Genomic DNA, 14613 nt, shown 5'->3' with positions numbered 1-14613 from the left:
GGTCGACGAATGTTCGGCGACCGGCGGTACGACCTATTGGAAGCGGTAGGTGAGGCCCAGGCCCCACATCCGCGGGGCGCCGGCGATGAAGGTCGGCAGGCCCAGGGAGTCGCCGGTGTTGCCGGCGTCGATGATGTAGCTCTCGTCCGTGACGTTGTTGACGAAGGCCTCCAGGGTGAGCGGCATGGCGTCCGGCGTCCAGGAGGCCCGGATGTTCAGCGTGCCATAGGCGTCCTGACGCTCGTCCTGCAGATTGTCGGCCACGAACACCGACGGCGGCTGCTGGAAGGCCGGCAGGTCGTTGTTGTCGTCGAAGAAGATCTCCGACTGCCAGACATAGGTCGGCCGCAGGCTGAACCGGCCGCCCATCAGGTCGACCTCCCAATTAGCGCCGAGGCTGGCCATGTGGTCGGGCGACAGGCGGAAGCTGTTGCCGTCATAGGCCCCACCGTCGAACCGGGCGTGGCTGTAGGCATAGGTCCCATAGAGGGTGAGGCCCGGGGCCGCCGAGACCTCGGCCTGGCCTTCGAAGCCATAGGCCTTGGCCTTGCCGGCGTTGGTGGTGACGAACAGGGTGCCCTGCTGCTCCACCGTCTGGAAGTTGTCGTAGTCGTAGTAATAGACTGAGCCGTCCAGGCGGACCCGGCCGCCCAGCGCGGCCTTTGCCCCGACCTCGTAGGAATCGACGGTCTCGGCCTCGACCTGGGCGAAGCGGCTGGCGCCCTCAGGCGTAGCCGGACCGGCGGCCGAGAGCACTTCGGGACGGCGGCCCCGGGCATAGGAGGCGTACAGGTTGGCGTCGTCGCTCAGGGCGTAGCGGCCCACCAGGCGCCAGGTGAAGCCGTCGCTCTCCAGGTCCTGCTCGGTCAGCCCGCCATTGCCGGCGGTCGGCTGGAAGGTGAGGCCAAACAGCGGCAGCTGGCTGGCGGGGATCTGCTGGACGATCGGCAGGGCGAGCGCGCCGAGGATGGCCTGGGCCTGGCCTATGGCCTGGGGCGTGCCCGCCGCGGCGAGCTGGGCCGCGCCGATGGCGCCGCCGAGCACGCTGCGTCCGCCGACGACGCGGGAGGAGAAGCCGGTGGTCTTGTCGTCGCGGGTATAGCGCAGGCCCGCCGACAGCTCGAGCCGGTCGGTGACGTCAAAGGTCACGTCGCCGAACACGTCATAGGAGGTCAGTTCGCTGGTGTTGGTCGCCTCCTCCACATGGTTGGCGCGGAGGTTGGCGGCGATGGCGGCGGCCTGGGCCGAAGACAGCAGCACATTGCCTCGGCTCAACTGGCCCACCAGCCCCTGGATCAGGGCGCCGGTGAAGGGCGTGGCGCCAAACAGGGCCGCCGGGGCCGGCGTTGTGGACGGCAGGCCCGTGCCCGCCGCGCCGCCGTTGAGCTGACCGGTCAGGACAGCCAGACCCATGCGCTCGTCGAACTGCAGCGGCAGGCGCTGGCGGCCGTCATCGCGGAAAACGCCTGCGCCGACAAAGCCGCGGACCCGGCCGCCCTGGTCGAAATTCACGCGGATTTCCTGGCTGAACTGCTCGCCGATGGCGTCGTTCAGGCCCGTCAGGATCGGCAGGGAGACGCCGTCGGGATCATAGACCTCTTCGGACTCGAAGCGTCGGGCCGCCGTGGTCGAGGTCAGGGTCACCGCGTCGTTGAGTTCGATGGTCGCCAGACCCGTCACACCCCAGACGGTGCGGTCGACGCCCAGGGCCATGCCTCCCTGGAAATTGGCCGGCGCCGCCAGGGCTGCGGCGTCCCACGGATCGCGGGAGGCCAGGACCTGGCCCGTCGTCGGATCGGTGGGGGAATAGCCGCCGGACTTGAAGGCGGTGCCGCCGGCCTTGTCTTCCTGGTAGTTGACGATGAAGTCGAAGTTCACCCGGTCGGAAGGATTCAGGTTGAACGCCAGGCGCCCGGCGATGGTGTCCACCGACTGAAAGTCTTCGCCGCCCAGGGCGTTCTCCACATAGCCGTCCCGCTGACGGATACGGCCCGAGAAGCGGATCGCCGCGGCGTCGGTCATGGGGATGTTCACCGCGCCCTCGGCCATGCGGTAGCCATAGTCGCCCGCCTGGCCGGTGACATAGCCGTCGAACACGCCCGGCTGCGCCTTGCGCTGGATGATGTTGACGCCGCCGATCAGGGCGCCGCGGCCGAACAGGGTCGACTGCGGCCCCTTGGCCACCTCGACCCGCTCCAGGTCGAAGAGCTCGATATAGGAACCCTGGGCCTTGGAGATCGAGACCCCGTCCTGGAACACCGAAACCCGCGCCTCGGCCGAGGAGTCGGTGGAGTCCGAGGTGATGCCCCGCATCACGAAGCCGGGGTTGTTGGGCGACTGGTCCTGGACCTCGAAGCCCGGCGTATAGGCCGACAGGTCGGCGAAGTCCTGGACGCGCAGATCGTTCAGGCGCTCAGCCCCGAACGCCGTCAGGGCCAGCGGCACGTCCAGGGACTGCTGCTCGCGCTTCTGGGCGGTGACGACGATTTCTTCGAGGAGGGTGGCGCCCTGGGCCTGGGCGGCGCCGGCCGCGCCCAAGGCGAACAGGCTCGCAGCGGCCAGCAGCCGCGCGGTGGAAATGGTCATGTCGATCCCCTGTGATCTTGAAGAACACGAGAGTCGCGATGGGAGGATCGCGCTCACTCAAGCGCCCTGCCTCGGTTCGGCGACAAATCCATGAAGGTGGTCCGGCCAGCGTGCTCGCCACCGCACAAGACGGCGAATTGTGGCGGGGGCGCCGCAGTCTGAAGGCCGCAGCGTCGCTTCGTCCGGCGACGTCCCGAACGCTGTTAGCCGAAGGTCTTTCGCAGGCGCACAAAGACCGCACGGCCATATTCCAGATCTCGCACATCGGTATAGGCGAGGCGGTCGTCGGACCTCGGACCGATATAGACCTCGCGGATGCGCTGGGCGTTCCGCGCCCCGAGGTTCTGCGCCTCGACCCGCAGGATGAGGTCGCGACGGGGCTTGTACTCGGCGAACACCACCACCCAGATCCCGACCTTGCGGGTCTCGATCTCGCTCAGGCGATAGTAGCTCTCCCGATAGCCCCCGGTGGCGTCGATCCCCCAGTTGGCCTGCAGGCCGGGCAGGTCGTGGGTGAAGTGGGCCTCCCACTCCACGGGACGCAGGCCCGAGATCTCCCGGGTTCCGCCGAGGACCGGGTCATCCACCTCCGAGCTTCGCCAGGTCCCCTGGCCCTTCAGTTGCCCGCCGCGCAGGCCCAGCCGATCCAGCGGCAGGGTAAGGTTGAGGACCGCCTCGTCCTTGGTCCCGTCCCCCAGATTGCCCGGCGCGTCAGCCACGGCCACGCCGCCCACAAAGAGGGGCGCGCGGTCGATCACATCCCTTAGGGCGGCGCGGCGCACGGTCGCCACGAGGACGGCCCCGCCGTCGAAGCGCTGCTCGAAGGTCGCCTCGGCGACCCAGGCCTGCTGCGGGCTGAGGTCGGGATTGCCGGCCAGCACCGCGCCGGTGCTGACCGCCGAGGAGGCGGCGACGAAGTCGTCGAAGTTCAGCTGTCCCACCTCCCGCTCCAGGCGGACCCGCACCTGCCGGCCGCCGCCGGGCGACCAGGCCACGGCCAGCCGCGGCTTGGTGAAGTTCAGGGACTTCTCCAGCACCACATCGCCGGCCGAGGAGATGGACGAGGTCTCCTGGCGCAGGCCGGCCTCGACGCTCAGCCGCGGATTCGCGCGCCAGGTCAGGGTGGCGAAGGCCTCCCCGCGGGTCTCCTCCACCTCGACGTCGGCGGCCGGCAGGGGCACGACATTGCCATTGAGGGTGAAGGCCGTCTGGCTCTCCAGCCGGTTCAACGCGCCCTCCCCGCCGGCCTCGACAGTCAGGGCCGGGCTCAGGGTATGGCGCAGGGTCAGGCGGCCGACGGTCTCGGTGACCGCCTTGTCCAGGTCGAAATCCCGGCGCAGCCCCGGCGCCTCGAAATCGGCCAGGGTCTCCACGTCGTTCCACTGCTGGAAGGCGACCGCCTCCAGGGAGGTCTGCGGCCCGATCGGCCGGGCGTAGCGCGCGCCTAGCTCCTGCTGCAGACGCACGCTGGTATAGTACTCGTACTCCCGGCCCGCCGGGCTGATGCGGTCGGTGATCTCGCCGCTGGCCGGGGTGCGCATATAGGCGCCGTTGAGCCGCAGGCGCCCGCCGGCCAGGGGCGTCTCGAAGGCGCCGGTGGTCCAGGCGCGCAGGCCCCCGGCGTCGGCGTCCACCAGCGAGGCGATCAGCACCTCTCCATTTGGGCCAAACCGGGTGCGGGGCCCGTCGCCCAGCAGATCGTCGGGTCCCTTGCCATAGACGAGGGAGGCTTCGAACCTGCGCCCCCGCCACTCAGCCTGGCTCTCGGCCCGCAGGCTGGTCAGCACCCGGCCGTCGTTGATGAAGTGGGCCGAGGTCATCACCGCGCCGCGCACCCCGTCGGTGCGGTTGCGCACCACATTGGCGATCACCGAGCGCCCCTGCATATCGATCCCCGGCGCACCGCCGCGGATCAGCTCGATGCGCGCGACCGCGGCGGCCGGAATGCGCTTGAGCAGTTCGTCGAGGGCGTCGTTCTTGGAGACCGGCGGCTGGCCGTCGATCAGCACGTTGCCGCCTGATCCCGCCAGGCCGCGCACGGTGGCCCCCTTGTCGAAGGCGAAGCCCGGCAGGCGCAGGATCATGTCATAGGCGGTGTCGGGGGCGGCCTCGGCGAACGCGCTAGGCGGATAGGCGATCACCGCCCGTTCGGCCGCAGGCGTCACCGCCGGCGCAGGCTGCGCCACTGTGGCGACCGCGCTCGCGGCCATGATTGTCAGGATCACGTCCTGTCCCCTCCCCGGGCTGTCTTATTGTTTTTTGACAGCTTGGCCGGAATCTGGGAGCGGGGCCAGCGCGTTCAGGCGGCGGGGGCCGCCGGACATCTAGGTCTCGATTTCGAAATAGGCGCGCTCGCCGCCCTCGGTGTGGGCGACCATCAGGATGCGGATATCGGAGCCTTCGGCGAGCTTCAGGGTCAGCCGGCCATGGCGGAAAGCGTCGCGCATGACTTCAGGGGAACCGATCAGCTCACCCTTACCGATCTTCATCTTCTCGTCGCTGCGGATTTCGTAGCCCACCTTCTCGATCACGCCGGCATACATCACCAAACCATCGTCGACGGTCGTTCGGGAAAGCTTCATGGGCGCAGGAACTCCGGTTACCGGGCCCGGCGAAAAATCTGCCGGTACGGCCTAGGGAACGCGCGGGGCACGCCGACGTTCCGGTGGATTCGCCCAAGCGCCGCGCAAGGTCGGCGCGCGACCCCGTGCAGACGGGACCGCGCGCCAAGTCCTGAGGCCAGCTAGAGCCGCTCGACGATGGTCACATTGGCCATGCCGCCGCCTTCGCACATGGTCTGCAGGCCATAGCGCTTGTTGCGCGCCTTCAGGCCGTGGACCAGCGTGGTCATCAGCTTGGTGCCAGACGCGCCCAGGGGGTGGCCGAGCGCGATGGCGCCGCCGTTGACGTTCATGTTTTCCGGATTGGCGCCGGTCGCCTTAAGCCAGGCCACGGGCACCGAGGCGAAGGCCTCGTTGACCTCAAACAGGTCGATATCGTCGATCTTCATGCCGGCCCTTTCCAGGGCCCGCTGGGTGGCGGGCAGCGGCGCTTCCAGCATGATCACCGGGTCATGGCCCATCACCGACAGGTGGTGGATGCGGGCCAGGGGCGTCAGGCCGAACTCCTTCAACGCCTTTTCCGACACGATCATCACGCCCGAGGCGCCGTCGCAGATCTGGCTGGAGGTGGCCGCCGTGATCGCGCCGCCCTCGACCAGCAGCTTCACGCCGCGAATGCCGTCCAGGCTGGCGTCGAAGCGGATGCCCTCATCGACGGTGTGCTCGCTCTCGGCGCCGGCCTCGTCCTTCACCTTCAGGGCGACGATCTCGTCCTTGAAGGCGCCGGCCTGGGTGGCGGCGATGGCGCGCTGGTGGCTGTTATAGGCGTACTCGTCCAGCTGGTCCTTGGTCAGGCCGTACTTCTTGGCCATCATCTCGGCGCCCATGAACTGGGAGAACTGGATGTTGGGATAGCGCTCCTCCATCCGCGGGCTCTTGTACTGGCCCATGCCGGCCTTGGCGGCGAGCGCAGCCGAGGAGCCCATGGGCACGCGGGTCATGCTTTCGACGCCGGCGGCGATCACCACGTCCTGGGTGCCGCTCATCACCGCCTGGGCGGCGAACTGCAGGGCCTGTTGCGAGGAGCCGCACTGGCGGTCGATCGAGGTGCCCGGGACGCTTTCCGGCAGCTTGGAGGCCATGACGGCGTTGCGCGCCACATTAATGGCCTGCTCGCCCACCTGCATGACGCAGCCCATGATCACGTCCTCGACCCGGGCCGGATCCATGCCCGTGCGATCGACCAGTTCGTTGAGAACGACGGCGCCCAGATCGACCGGATGCCAGTCCTTCAGCTTGCCGTTCTTGCGACCACCGGCCGTCCGCGCGGCCGCGACGATATAGGCTTCGCCCATTGTTCCGCTCCCTTGTCTCAGCGCCCTCTGGCGCATCGTTCCGGAAGTCTAGGCAGGCGCCGCGAGGTAAGCCAACTGGCCTCTTTTCACCTCAGATCGGCCAGCTCAGATCGGCAGGACGGCGCCGGGCTGCCCCGCGTCGAGCCGGAAGGTGGCCGGCAGCACGCGCTCATGCGCGGTCTGCAGCTTCAGAGCCTTCGCGCCGCGGGCCAGGACCAGCTTGCCGAGATTGGCCGGCCCCGCGCCATCGGCCAGCCGCGGCGCCATGCCCGCCCGGCGGCGGAGCACGCCGTTGGCGTAGATCACATTGGCGCGCAGCAGGGCCTTGGGCGTCATGAACTCCATGGAGAGCGAGACATTGAGCATCGGCCCGTTCTCGATCCGGTGCGGCGCGTTCTGGGCCCAGGTCGCCATGCGTCCCGGCGTCAGCTCGATCTGCTCGGCGCCGGCGTCCCATTCCGGATCGAAGGCGAACTGCTCGGCGCTTTCACGCAGCACGATGCGCTCCAGGGCTTCCTCGCCGACGAACGGCGCCTTGGGCGGATAGACCCAGACCCGCTTGGTCCCCCGGACCTGCCAGAGCGACACCAGGGGCACGTCCAGATGGTAGAAGACCTGGGCGTTGGCCGATGAGATCAGGACGCCCAGATCGCGCTTGAACGTCCTCAGCCCCGGCGCCATCGCCTCCTTCTCGGCGAACACCTCGTCGGCCAGGTCGGCATAGGGTTGGAGATAGAGGTTTGCCTCCCGGAGGTTCAGCCAGATGCGGCCGGCCATGGCGGCCTCGAGCAGTTGAGCGCCCGACAGGTGGTCGGCCACGCCCTTCCGCCAGGTGGTCCAGTCCCGGGGGTCTTCGCCCATGGTGAAGACGCCCAGCCGGCTGCGCGGATAGGCCTCCAGAGCCGCCGCCAGCCCTTCGTCGCTGAACAGCGGGCGTTCATGCAGATTGTGCGCGAACGACAGGGTCTGCTTGCCGAAAGCCCTGGCCTTTTCCGGCGTCCAGTCCTGAATGATCATGGGGTTTCTCTTCCCGTTAGACGGCGCTTCGGCCGTAGAATTCGATTTTAAAGGGTCCCCACCACAGGGTCTTGCCCAGGCCGCGCGCCGCGCGGTCGAGGGTGGCGGCGAAGCTGGGGGCGCGGACGATCCACTTCAGCCCGGCCAGCAGGCCAAAGACGGTGGCCTGAACCAGGCCCTGGGTCATCCAGAAGGCGAGACCCGCCCGGTTTGGCGGATTTGCGGCGGCGCAGGCGGCCGAGGGCCCCTGGCCATAGGCGAAGGCGCGGCGGATCGTGTAGTCCAGTGTCAGCCGCGCCGGGACCGGATCCTCCCAGACGAAGGCCTCGGCGGCCCAGGCGAAGCGCGCGCCCTCGGCCTTCATCTGGCCAAACAGCAGGTCGTCCTCGCCGCCGATATGGTTGCGCACCGCCGAGAAGGGCTTTGTCGGATCGCTCAGGGCGGCCCGGCGCAGGAGGCTGTTGCCGCAGCCGTAATAGTCTTCGATCACCCCGCTCTCCGCCGGCCCCAAGCGGGAGAAGAAGGTCTCCAGATAGTCCCGATGCGCGCGGACATCGGCCGGCGCCCGGCCTCGCACGGGACCAAAGACCACGTCGGCGTCGAAGCGTTCCTGGACCGCAAGCAGGCCCGCCAGCCAGTCGGCGGGGGCCTCCTCGTCGTCATCGAGAAACGCGATGACGTCGCCGCCGGCCCGGGCCAGGGCGGCGTTGCGGGCGTTGGCGACCCCGGGCTCGGGCTCGTGCACATAGATCACGGGAAAGGGCGCCTCGGCCGCCAGGGCCTGGATGCTGGCCTGCGCTGAGGGCGACTGATCGTTGTCGGCCACCACCAGCTCCAGCCGCGCCGGATCGACGCCCTGCTGAGCCAGGGCCGATCGGGCCGCCGTCATCAGTCCGGCCGGACGTCTCTGGGTTGGAATGACGATACTGATCCGTTCGGACATGACAGACCTCACCCTTCGCTCGCCGCCCCGCTGCGCCGCGCCTTGCCGGCGACCGCGACGGCCATGCCGCGCACGCGGCCGCCGAGGGTCAGTTCTACGTCGGAGATGGTTTCGAAACGGCGCCGCACCCGGCCGACCAGCGGACCGCCGCTGGCGCCCGCCACGCGCCAGGCGCCCTCCCCCAGCCGCACCCGCCAGCCCGAGGGACCGGCGGCGGTGAGCGTGCCCTCGCCGATCCTGCGGCGCTGCAGGGCGTAGGGGGCCTTGTAGTGGTCATGCCCAGGCCCAAGGTCATAGGTGGTCAGGCCCAGGTTCGGCATGGCGGCGATGGCCTTGATCAGGAAGAGCTGACCAATCGAAAAGGCGCCCATCTCCGGATCGGTGGAGGCGATCCAGGGATGATAGACCGCCCCCTCTCGGACGCCGAAATGTCCCGCCACCATCCGGCCGTCGATCCGCAGGGTGATCATCAGCCCCTGGAAGTCGCCCTCGCGGGCGGCAAACAGGTTGCGCATCAACTGGCTGGTCCAGGCCGGGGCCAGGAAGTCGTGCATGCCCGTGCGGGTCAGCTGCTCGCGCTTCCAGGCGATGATCTGGTCGAAAGCGGCCTGGTCGTGGTCCGGCGCCACGACGCTCAGGGCGCCGACCTCGCGCTCGATCTTGTGCTCCAGCCGGCGGTAGTTCTTGAACCGCTTGGCGCTCTGGGCGCGAAGGGCTTCGAGATAGGCGTCGGCGCCATCCTCCAGCGCGATGACATAGGCCTCATGGGCGGTGCTCGCCGCCTCGGCGAACATGCCTAGGGGATCGACCAGGCCGCGGAACCGCAGGGCCCCCAGACCGGCCTCGGCCAGGGCGGCGCGAGCGTCGAAGGGCTCGGCGGCCACCAGGGCGTGATAGTCCGACAGCGGCGCTCCGATGGGACGGGCCAGGCCGCCGGGGCGCAGATGATGCGCCAGGAACCCCACCGCACGCCCGTCTCGCCGCCAGATCGCCACCCGGGCGTCCGGGCGCACCGCCCCGACGGCCTGGGCGAAATCGGGGCCCATGAGGGGCGAGCCGAAGGCCGGCTGCGCCGCGGTCATGTGCCGCCACGAGACAAGGTCTCGGGTCTCAAGCGCGGCCGGATGGAGGGTTTCGACGTCCACGTTCAGCTCTTTCGTCTCGCTGTCCCGGCGTGGGATCAGCTGACCGAGCTGTTGCAAGCCTCAGGCCGGTCGCCCGTCCGCAAACACCTGCGCCATAAGGGTTTTCAACCAGAGGTCATCATTTCCATCAAAGGCCGCCGGTTGCTCGGAATCGATATCCAGAACGGCGATCAGGGTTCCCTCGGCGTCGAAGACCGGGACGACGATCTCGCTGGCTGACCTTGCGTCACAGGCGATGTGGCCGGGGAAGGCGTGAACGTCATCGACCACCTGGGATCGGCCCGTCGCCGCCGCTGTCCCGCAGACCCCGCGACCAAAGGCGATGCGCATGCAGCCGAGGCTGCCCTGATAGGGGCCGACCACCAGCTCATCGTGCTTGTCAGGATCGACCACATAGAAGCCGGTCCAGAAGAAGTGGTCGAAGCTGGAGGCCAGCATCGACGCCACCGTCGCCATCTTCGCCGTCAGATTGGGTTCGCCCTCCAGGACGGCGGCGACCTCCTCCACCAGGGCGGCGTAGCGCGCGACCTTTTCGGTGGGCAGGACAAGGTCGTTGAATGCTTCAGCCATGGCCGGTTTCCTAGCTCATCTCGGCAGGCCGGACGAGACGTCAAACGACCGCGGCGGAGGGGCTCAGGCCGCCAGGGCCTGACGGGCGGCGCGCTTGCGGCGGATCAGGGCTTCGAGACCGCGGACGCGCTTGGCCGCCCCCACGGCGTCATGGTCATCGGCTTCGAGGATCTGGCCCAGCACGGTCAGATGGGCATCGACCACATCGGCCTCGCAATGCTCCATGCCGCCCACCTCGCTGGCGTAGGACAGCAGGGCGTCGGAAGCGCGCTCCAGCATCTTGTCGCGCACCTGGCGGGCGCGGAAACGGGTATGTTGCATGACGCGGTAGGTCATCTGGAGCGTGGCGCGGTCCACGCCGCCCCGGGCCGCGATCAGCCGGCGCATGGCCTCAAGCTCGACGCTGATCGTATCCCGGGCGGCCTGGCGCTCGACGATGTCGATCACCTCGTCAGGGTCGCTGGTCCGGCGCAGCGGGCCGGCATAGGTCAACTCGGTCTTGCGGCGGCGATCGGGACCCACATAGCCGTTGCTGACAATGAAATGGCGAGGCTGGCTAAGCACCAGCTGGATACGCGACAGGAGCGCCGCGGGGGTGAAGGGCTTGACCACGAATTCGTTCACACCGGCCTCACGGGCCAGTTCGACTTCGCGGGCGCTCCGATGGCCGGTGACCATGATCACCGGAACCTCCGGGTCGGGCACATAGGGATCTGGCCTGACCGCGGCCATCCGGATCGACCGGGTGAAGTCCAGGCCGTCCATCAGCGGCATGCGCCAGTCGGTGAAGACCAGGTCGGGATCACGACGGGCGAGGATATGGCGGGCGCTCAGACCATCGCCGGCCGAATAGACCTGACCCACGCCCGCGGCCCGCAGCACATCGACCATCAACCGAACGGTGTTCGCGTGGTCGTCGACCACGAGCGCCTTCAGACCGCTCAGGTCGTCCGCCGTCAGGCTTGCGCTGGGTAGCTTGCGCCGCATGGTTTTCCGATCCCCGTCCTGCCGAGACCATGCCGGGCAGGACTTGAGATGCGGTTTATGGTCAAGGTTAACGGCGCCCTAGGTGGGACGGACCTTGTCGCGGAACTCGTCTTCCGTCCGCTCATAGCGTTCGGGATGCTGGTACTCCTCCCGGGTCGCCGCCTCGGTGACCGCATCGTTCCGCCGGTCCCGGCGATAATAGCGCAGCAAGCCAAAGACGATGGCCAGGCCCAACAGGGCCGCGCCGACGGGGTAGAGCAGTTCCCAACTCAGATTGATCATGGCGTTCTCCTTGCCAGACCAACGGGCCGACGGATCAAGGGGTTCCGCTAGCGGGCGATGGGGAGGCGAAGCTCGGCGCGGAGGCCGCCGCCCGGACGATTGCTGAGCGTAAGCCAGCCGCCGCTGGCCTCGGCCAGGCCGCGCACGATGGCCAGGCCCAGCCCCGCGCCGCCGGTATCGCGGCTGCGAGAGACCTCCAGGCGCCTGAAGGGTTCGAGGATCTGCGCCAGATTTTCCGGCGCCACGCCAGGTCCCCGGTCGGCCACGATGATGATGGCCTGGCCCTCCGCCTGCGCGAGGCTCAACTCGGTCTCGCCGCCATAGCGGATGGCGTTGTCCACCAGGTTTCCCACCATGCGTCGCAGGGCCAGAGGCGACACCCTGGCGAAGGCCGCCGCCCCATCGGTCAGGCGCACGGCCTGGCCCATGTCCTGGCGCAGGGCGACCAGGGCCTCCAGCTCGGCGCGCAGGTCGCTCAGCGGCGGGGGCGCCTGGCCCGGACCAGCGGCGAACAGCAGGGTGTCATCCAGGAGCGCGCCCATCTCGTCCAGATCGCGGATCGCCCGGGCCTGCTGGTCGGGGTCGGCGATGAATTCGGCGCGGAGGCGCAGGCGCGTGAGATAGGTCCGCAGGTCGTGAGCGATGGCCGCCAGCACCCGGGTCCGGTCATCCACCAGGCCGCGGATGCGGGCCTGCATGGTGTTGAAGGCCTCGGCGAGATCGCGCAGCTCCCGCGGGCCGCGCAAGGGAAGGTCTTCGGTCTGCAGGTCATCCCCGAACCGCCGCACGGCCCGGGCGAGACCAGCGACCGGGCGGGCGGTCTGACGCACCGCCAGGGCCAACATCACCAGCATCAGGAGCGAGATCAGACTCAGGGCCAGGGCGGCCCGCACGATCCGGCCTCGCGCCCCGGCCGGCGCACGCCGCTGAATGACCAGAACCTCGCCGCTGTCCAGGCGCACCGACAGCCGCACAACCGCCCGCGGGCGACCGCCGGATGCAGGCCGGAGTCGACGTCGCTCTTCGATCTGGAAGGTCCGATCGCCCAGGGCCGCTGCATAGCTCCGGTACCGATCGTCCTCAGGCCCCACTAGGCGGGCGCCCGCCAGGGGCCTAGGGAACCCCGCCGACAGGCGAACGCCGACGCCCACGGCGTCCAGGCCGCCGATCACGGCGGGGCGGGCCTCGCCCTGGCTCGCCTCCACGGCGGCTACGATCGCGGCGGACTCCGCCGGCAGGGGCAATCGGAAGAAGCCGGCGCCGCCGTCTGGCGCAGGCCAGGCCAGGGCCAGGGCCACCACGGCCAGGACGGCGGCGGCCCCGGCCAGCAGGATGCCGGTGATGCGCGTAGAGAGGCTGTCGGCGAGGATCACCGGCCGCCCTCGGTGGTCACCGGCGCGCTCAGCATATAGCCCCCGCCCCGGATGGTGCGGATCAGGCCGCCGCCGCCGACCGGGTCGCCCAGCTTGCGCCGCAGGCGGCTCAGCTGAACATCGATGGTTCGGTCATAGGGGGCGGCGTTCCGACCCCGCGTCCAGTCCAGCAGCTGGTCCCGGCTGAGGACCCTTTGAGGACGGGTGACCAGGCACATGAGCAGATCGAACTCCCCGCCGCTCAACGCCACCTGGCGGTTGTCGGGGGCGGTCAGATCACGGCTGCCGGAGTCCAGCCGCCAGCCCTGAAAGAGATAGACCTCGGCGCCCCTGGCCTGCGGGCTTCGGGCCGGCTCGCCGCGGGTTCGCCGCAGGACGGCCTTGACCCGGGCCACCAGCTCCCGGGGGTTGAACGGCTTGCCCAGATAGTCGTCCGCCCCGATCTCCAGCCCCACCACCCGGTCGATGTCATCGGCCCGGGCGGTGACCATCAGAATGGCGGTCTCGCCCTGGGCGCGCAGACGGCGGCAGAGCGACAGGCCATCCTCCCCCGGCAGCATGAGATCGAGCAGGACGAGGTCGATCCGCCGCCTGGCCGCCAGGCGATCATAGGCCGGCACGTCGGGGCAGGCGCCCACCTCGTAACCCTCCCGCGCGAGCAGGCCGACGGTCAGGTCGCGGATTTCAGAGTCGTCCTCGACGACGGCGATGAAGGTGTTGTCAGGGGTCATGGCGGCGCTGGCCACGCTGCCCGAGGCGAGCGCCTTCGCCTAGGCCCAAGGCGCTCGCGTTACACTTCGTCACCGACGGCCACGGGTCGGTCACAGAGGGGTTTCGGAGCCGCCTTCTGATGGGGCCATCGACGGACGCCCGTCGCCCCACATCGAAGGAGCCCCCTCATGTTCACCCGCAACGCCATCCTCGCCGCCGGCGCCTGGTCCGGCCTGGCCGCCCTGCTCGTCGCCCTGCCGGCCGAGGCCGGGCAGCACGGCCGCACGCGCGCCGTTCAGGCGCCGTCCGGCGCCGGCTATGTCCAGTCTCGCCAGGTGAGCCGCCAGCCCGGCGCGGTCGGCGTGCAGCAGAGCGTCCAGACCCATGGCGGCTATGGGGCCGCCCACAGCCGTAACGCCAGCTGGGCCGACGGCGTCTATCAGGGCGGGGCCAGCCGCACCTTCAATAACGGCGCCTCCGCGAGCCGCTCCACCACCGTTCAGGACAATGGGCACGGCTCGATCAGCTACGCCCGCGCCCGCACCGGCCTCCAGGGCCAGACCTCAACGGTGACCGGGACCGTCCAGCGCCCCCCGCATTAGGCGCCGCCCCTCCCCGGATCATCCCAGCCCTCTCCAGACATCAAAGGATCTGCCCATGAAGCGTCTTTTCCTCCTGGCCGCCGGCTTCGCCGTGCTGGCGACCCCCGCCTTGGCTCAGATGGGGGCCCAGGACCCCTTCGCCGATGCGGACACCAACCGCGACGGGCTGATCACCATGGCGGAGCACCAGGCCAGCCGCGCGGCCAGGTTCGACCGCCTCGACCGCGACCGGGACGGGGTCATCCGCATGCAGGACTTCCCCCGGATCGCCCGCCGCGGGGACGGGGGCGCCGATCTGCAGCGCATGATCTCGGCCGCCGACCGCAATCGCGACGGCGCCCTCACGCGTGAGGAGATGCTGGCCTCGCCGCCGGTCGCCTTCGCCCTGGCCGACGCCAACAATGACGGGATACTGACCGCCGCCGAGCGCGACGCCGCCAAGGCGCGCCTGCAGCAGATGCGGTCGGCCAGACGCTGAGGG

General features: G+C 69.5%; 14 protein-coding genes. 2 read left to right on the top strand and 12 right to left on the bottom strand.

Annotated features, from left to right (window positions below; translation table 11 throughout):
* Nucleotides 1-33 precede the first annotated feature (33 nt).
* The 12 genes from Q7S93_RS13780 to Q7S93_RS13725 all read right to left on the bottom strand — a co-directional run bounded on the left by Q7S93_RS13780 (nucleotide 34) and on the right by Q7S93_RS13725 (nucleotide 13550).
* Nucleotides 34-2586: a TonB-dependent receptor gene (locus Q7S93_RS13780; RefSeq protein ID WP_304714479.1), complete on the bottom strand. Its 2553-nt coding sequence runs from the start codon at nucleotides 2584-2586 to the stop codon at nucleotides 34-36.
* 203 nt (nucleotides 2587-2789) lie between these two features.
* Nucleotides 2790-4811: a TonB-dependent receptor plug domain-containing protein gene (locus Q7S93_RS13775; protein ID WP_304714478.1), complete on the bottom strand. Its 2022-nt coding sequence runs from the start codon at nucleotides 4809-4811 to the stop codon at nucleotides 2790-2792.
* 99 nt (nucleotides 4812-4910) lie between these two features.
* Entirely contained in the window at nucleotides 4911-5168 is a 258-nt protein-coding gene (locus tag Q7S93_RS13770; RefSeq protein ID WP_304714477.1) for a hypothetical protein, read from the bottom strand.
* 161 nt (nucleotides 5169-5329) lie between these two features.
* Nucleotides 5330-6502 (bottom strand): acetyl-CoA C-acetyltransferase, encoded by a 1173-nt coding sequence (locus tag Q7S93_RS13765; RefSeq protein ID WP_304714476.1) that lies wholly within the window; start codon nucleotides 6500-6502, stop codon nucleotides 5330-5332.
* A gap of 105 nt (nucleotides 6503-6607) precedes the next feature.
* Nucleotides 6608-7519: a hypothetical protein gene (locus tag Q7S93_RS13760; protein WP_304714475.1), complete on the bottom strand. Its 912-nt coding sequence runs from the start codon at nucleotides 7517-7519 to the stop codon at nucleotides 6608-6610.
* Nucleotides 7520-7535: 16 nt separating this feature from the next.
* Nucleotides 7536-8462, bottom strand: a complete 927-nt coding sequence (locus Q7S93_RS13755; protein ID WP_304714473.1) for a glycosyltransferase family 2 protein — start codon at nucleotides 8460-8462, stop codon at nucleotides 7536-7538.
* 8 nt (nucleotides 8463-8470) lie between these two features.
* A complete protein-coding gene (locus Q7S93_RS13750; protein ID WP_304714472.1) occupies nucleotides 8471-9607 on the bottom strand; it encodes a GNAT family N-acetyltransferase in 1137 nt (378 codons plus the stop codon).
* A gap of 60 nt (nucleotides 9608-9667) precedes the next feature.
* A complete protein-coding gene (locus tag Q7S93_RS13745; protein WP_304714471.1) occupies nucleotides 9668-10177 on the bottom strand; it encodes a GAF domain-containing protein in 510 nt (169 codons plus the stop codon).
* Nucleotides 10178-10240: 63 nt separating this feature from the next.
* Nucleotides 10241-11164, bottom strand: coding sequence for a response regulator (locus Q7S93_RS13740; protein ID WP_304714470.1), 924 nt, complete (start codon nucleotides 11162-11164; stop codon nucleotides 10241-10243).
* A 78-nt stretch (nucleotides 11165-11242) separates the two neighbouring features.
* Nucleotides 11243-11446, bottom strand: a complete 204-nt coding sequence (locus Q7S93_RS13735) for a hypothetical protein (protein ID WP_304714469.1) — start codon at nucleotides 11444-11446, stop codon at nucleotides 11243-11245.
* Between the two features lie 47 nt (nucleotides 11447-11493).
* Complete coding sequence (locus tag Q7S93_RS13730) at nucleotides 11494-12819, bottom strand: ATP-binding protein (RefSeq protein WP_304714468.1); 1326 nt, start codon at nucleotides 12817-12819, stop codon at nucleotides 11494-11496.
* On the bottom strand, nucleotides 12816-13550 hold the full coding sequence (locus Q7S93_RS13725; protein ID WP_304714467.1) for a response regulator: 735 nt from the start codon (nucleotides 13548-13550) through the stop codon (nucleotides 12816-12818). The genes Q7S93_RS13730 and Q7S93_RS13725 overlap by 4 nt, the downstream gene beginning before the upstream one ends.
* 168 nt (nucleotides 13551-13718) lie before the next feature.
* On the opposite strand from Q7S93_RS13725, the gene Q7S93_RS13720 reads away from it, so the two are divergent.
* The gene (locus Q7S93_RS13720; protein ID WP_304714466.1) at nucleotides 13719-14132 is read left to right on the top strand and encodes a hypothetical protein; all 414 of its coding nucleotides are present in this window, start codon (nucleotides 13719-13721) and stop codon (nucleotides 14130-14132) included.
* 55 nt (nucleotides 14133-14187) lie between these two features.
* Nucleotides 14188-14610 (top strand): EF-hand domain-containing protein, encoded by a 423-nt coding sequence (locus Q7S93_RS13715; protein ID WP_304714465.1) that lies wholly within the window; start codon nucleotides 14188-14190, stop codon nucleotides 14608-14610.
* The last annotated feature ends 3 nt before the right edge of the window (nucleotides 14611-14613 follow it).

Origin of the sequence: Phenylobacterium sp. (genome assembly GCF_030646615.1) — a bacterium.
GTDB lineage: Bacteria > Pseudomonadota > Alphaproteobacteria > Caulobacterales > Caulobacteraceae > Phenylobacterium.
This window is presented reverse-complemented; position numbering and strand designations above follow the sequence as displayed.

Excerpts from the sequence above, each read along its gene's own strand:
- Q7S93_RS13780 (WP_304714479.1), bottom strand. The coding sequence starts at position 2,586 with ATGACCATTTCCACCGCGCGGCTGCTGGCCGCTGCGAGCCTGTTCGCC.
- Q7S93_RS13770 (WP_304714477.1), bottom strand. The coding sequence starts at position 5,168 with ATGAAGCTTTCCCGAACGACCGTCGACGATGGTTTGGTGATGTATGCC.
- Q7S93_RS13765 (WP_304714476.1), bottom strand. The coding sequence starts at position 6,502 with ATGGGCGAAGCCTATATCGTCGCGGCCGCGCGGACGGCCGGTGGTCGC.
- Q7S93_RS13760 (WP_304714475.1), bottom strand. The coding sequence starts at position 7,519 with ATGATCATTCAGGACTGGACGCCGGAAAAGGCCAGGGCTTTCGGCAAG.
- Q7S93_RS13755 (WP_304714473.1), bottom strand. The coding sequence starts at position 8,462 with ATGTCCGAACGGATCAGTATCGTCATTCCAACCCAGAGACGTCCGGCC.
- Q7S93_RS13745 (WP_304714471.1), bottom strand. The coding sequence starts at position 10,177 with ATGGCTGAAGCATTCAACGACCTTGTCCTGCCCACCGAAAAGGTCGCG.
- Q7S93_RS13740 (WP_304714470.1), bottom strand. The coding sequence starts at position 11,164 with ATGCGGCGCAAGCTACCCAGCGCAAGCCTGACGGCGGACGACCTGAGC.
- Q7S93_RS13735 (WP_304714469.1), bottom strand. The coding sequence starts at position 11,446 with ATGATCAATCTGAGTTGGGAACTGCTCTACCCCGTCGGCGCGGCCCTG.
- Q7S93_RS13725 (WP_304714467.1), bottom strand. The coding sequence starts at position 13,550 with ATGACCCCTGACAACACCTTCATCGCCGTCGTCGAGGACGACTCTGAA.
- Q7S93_RS13720 (WP_304714466.1), top strand. The coding sequence starts at position 13,719 with ATGTTCACCCGCAACGCCATCCTCGCCGCCGGCGCCTGGTCCGGCCTG.
- Q7S93_RS13715 (WP_304714465.1), top strand. The coding sequence starts at position 14,188 with ATGAAGCGTCTTTTCCTCCTGGCCGCCGGCTTCGCCGTGCTGGCGACC.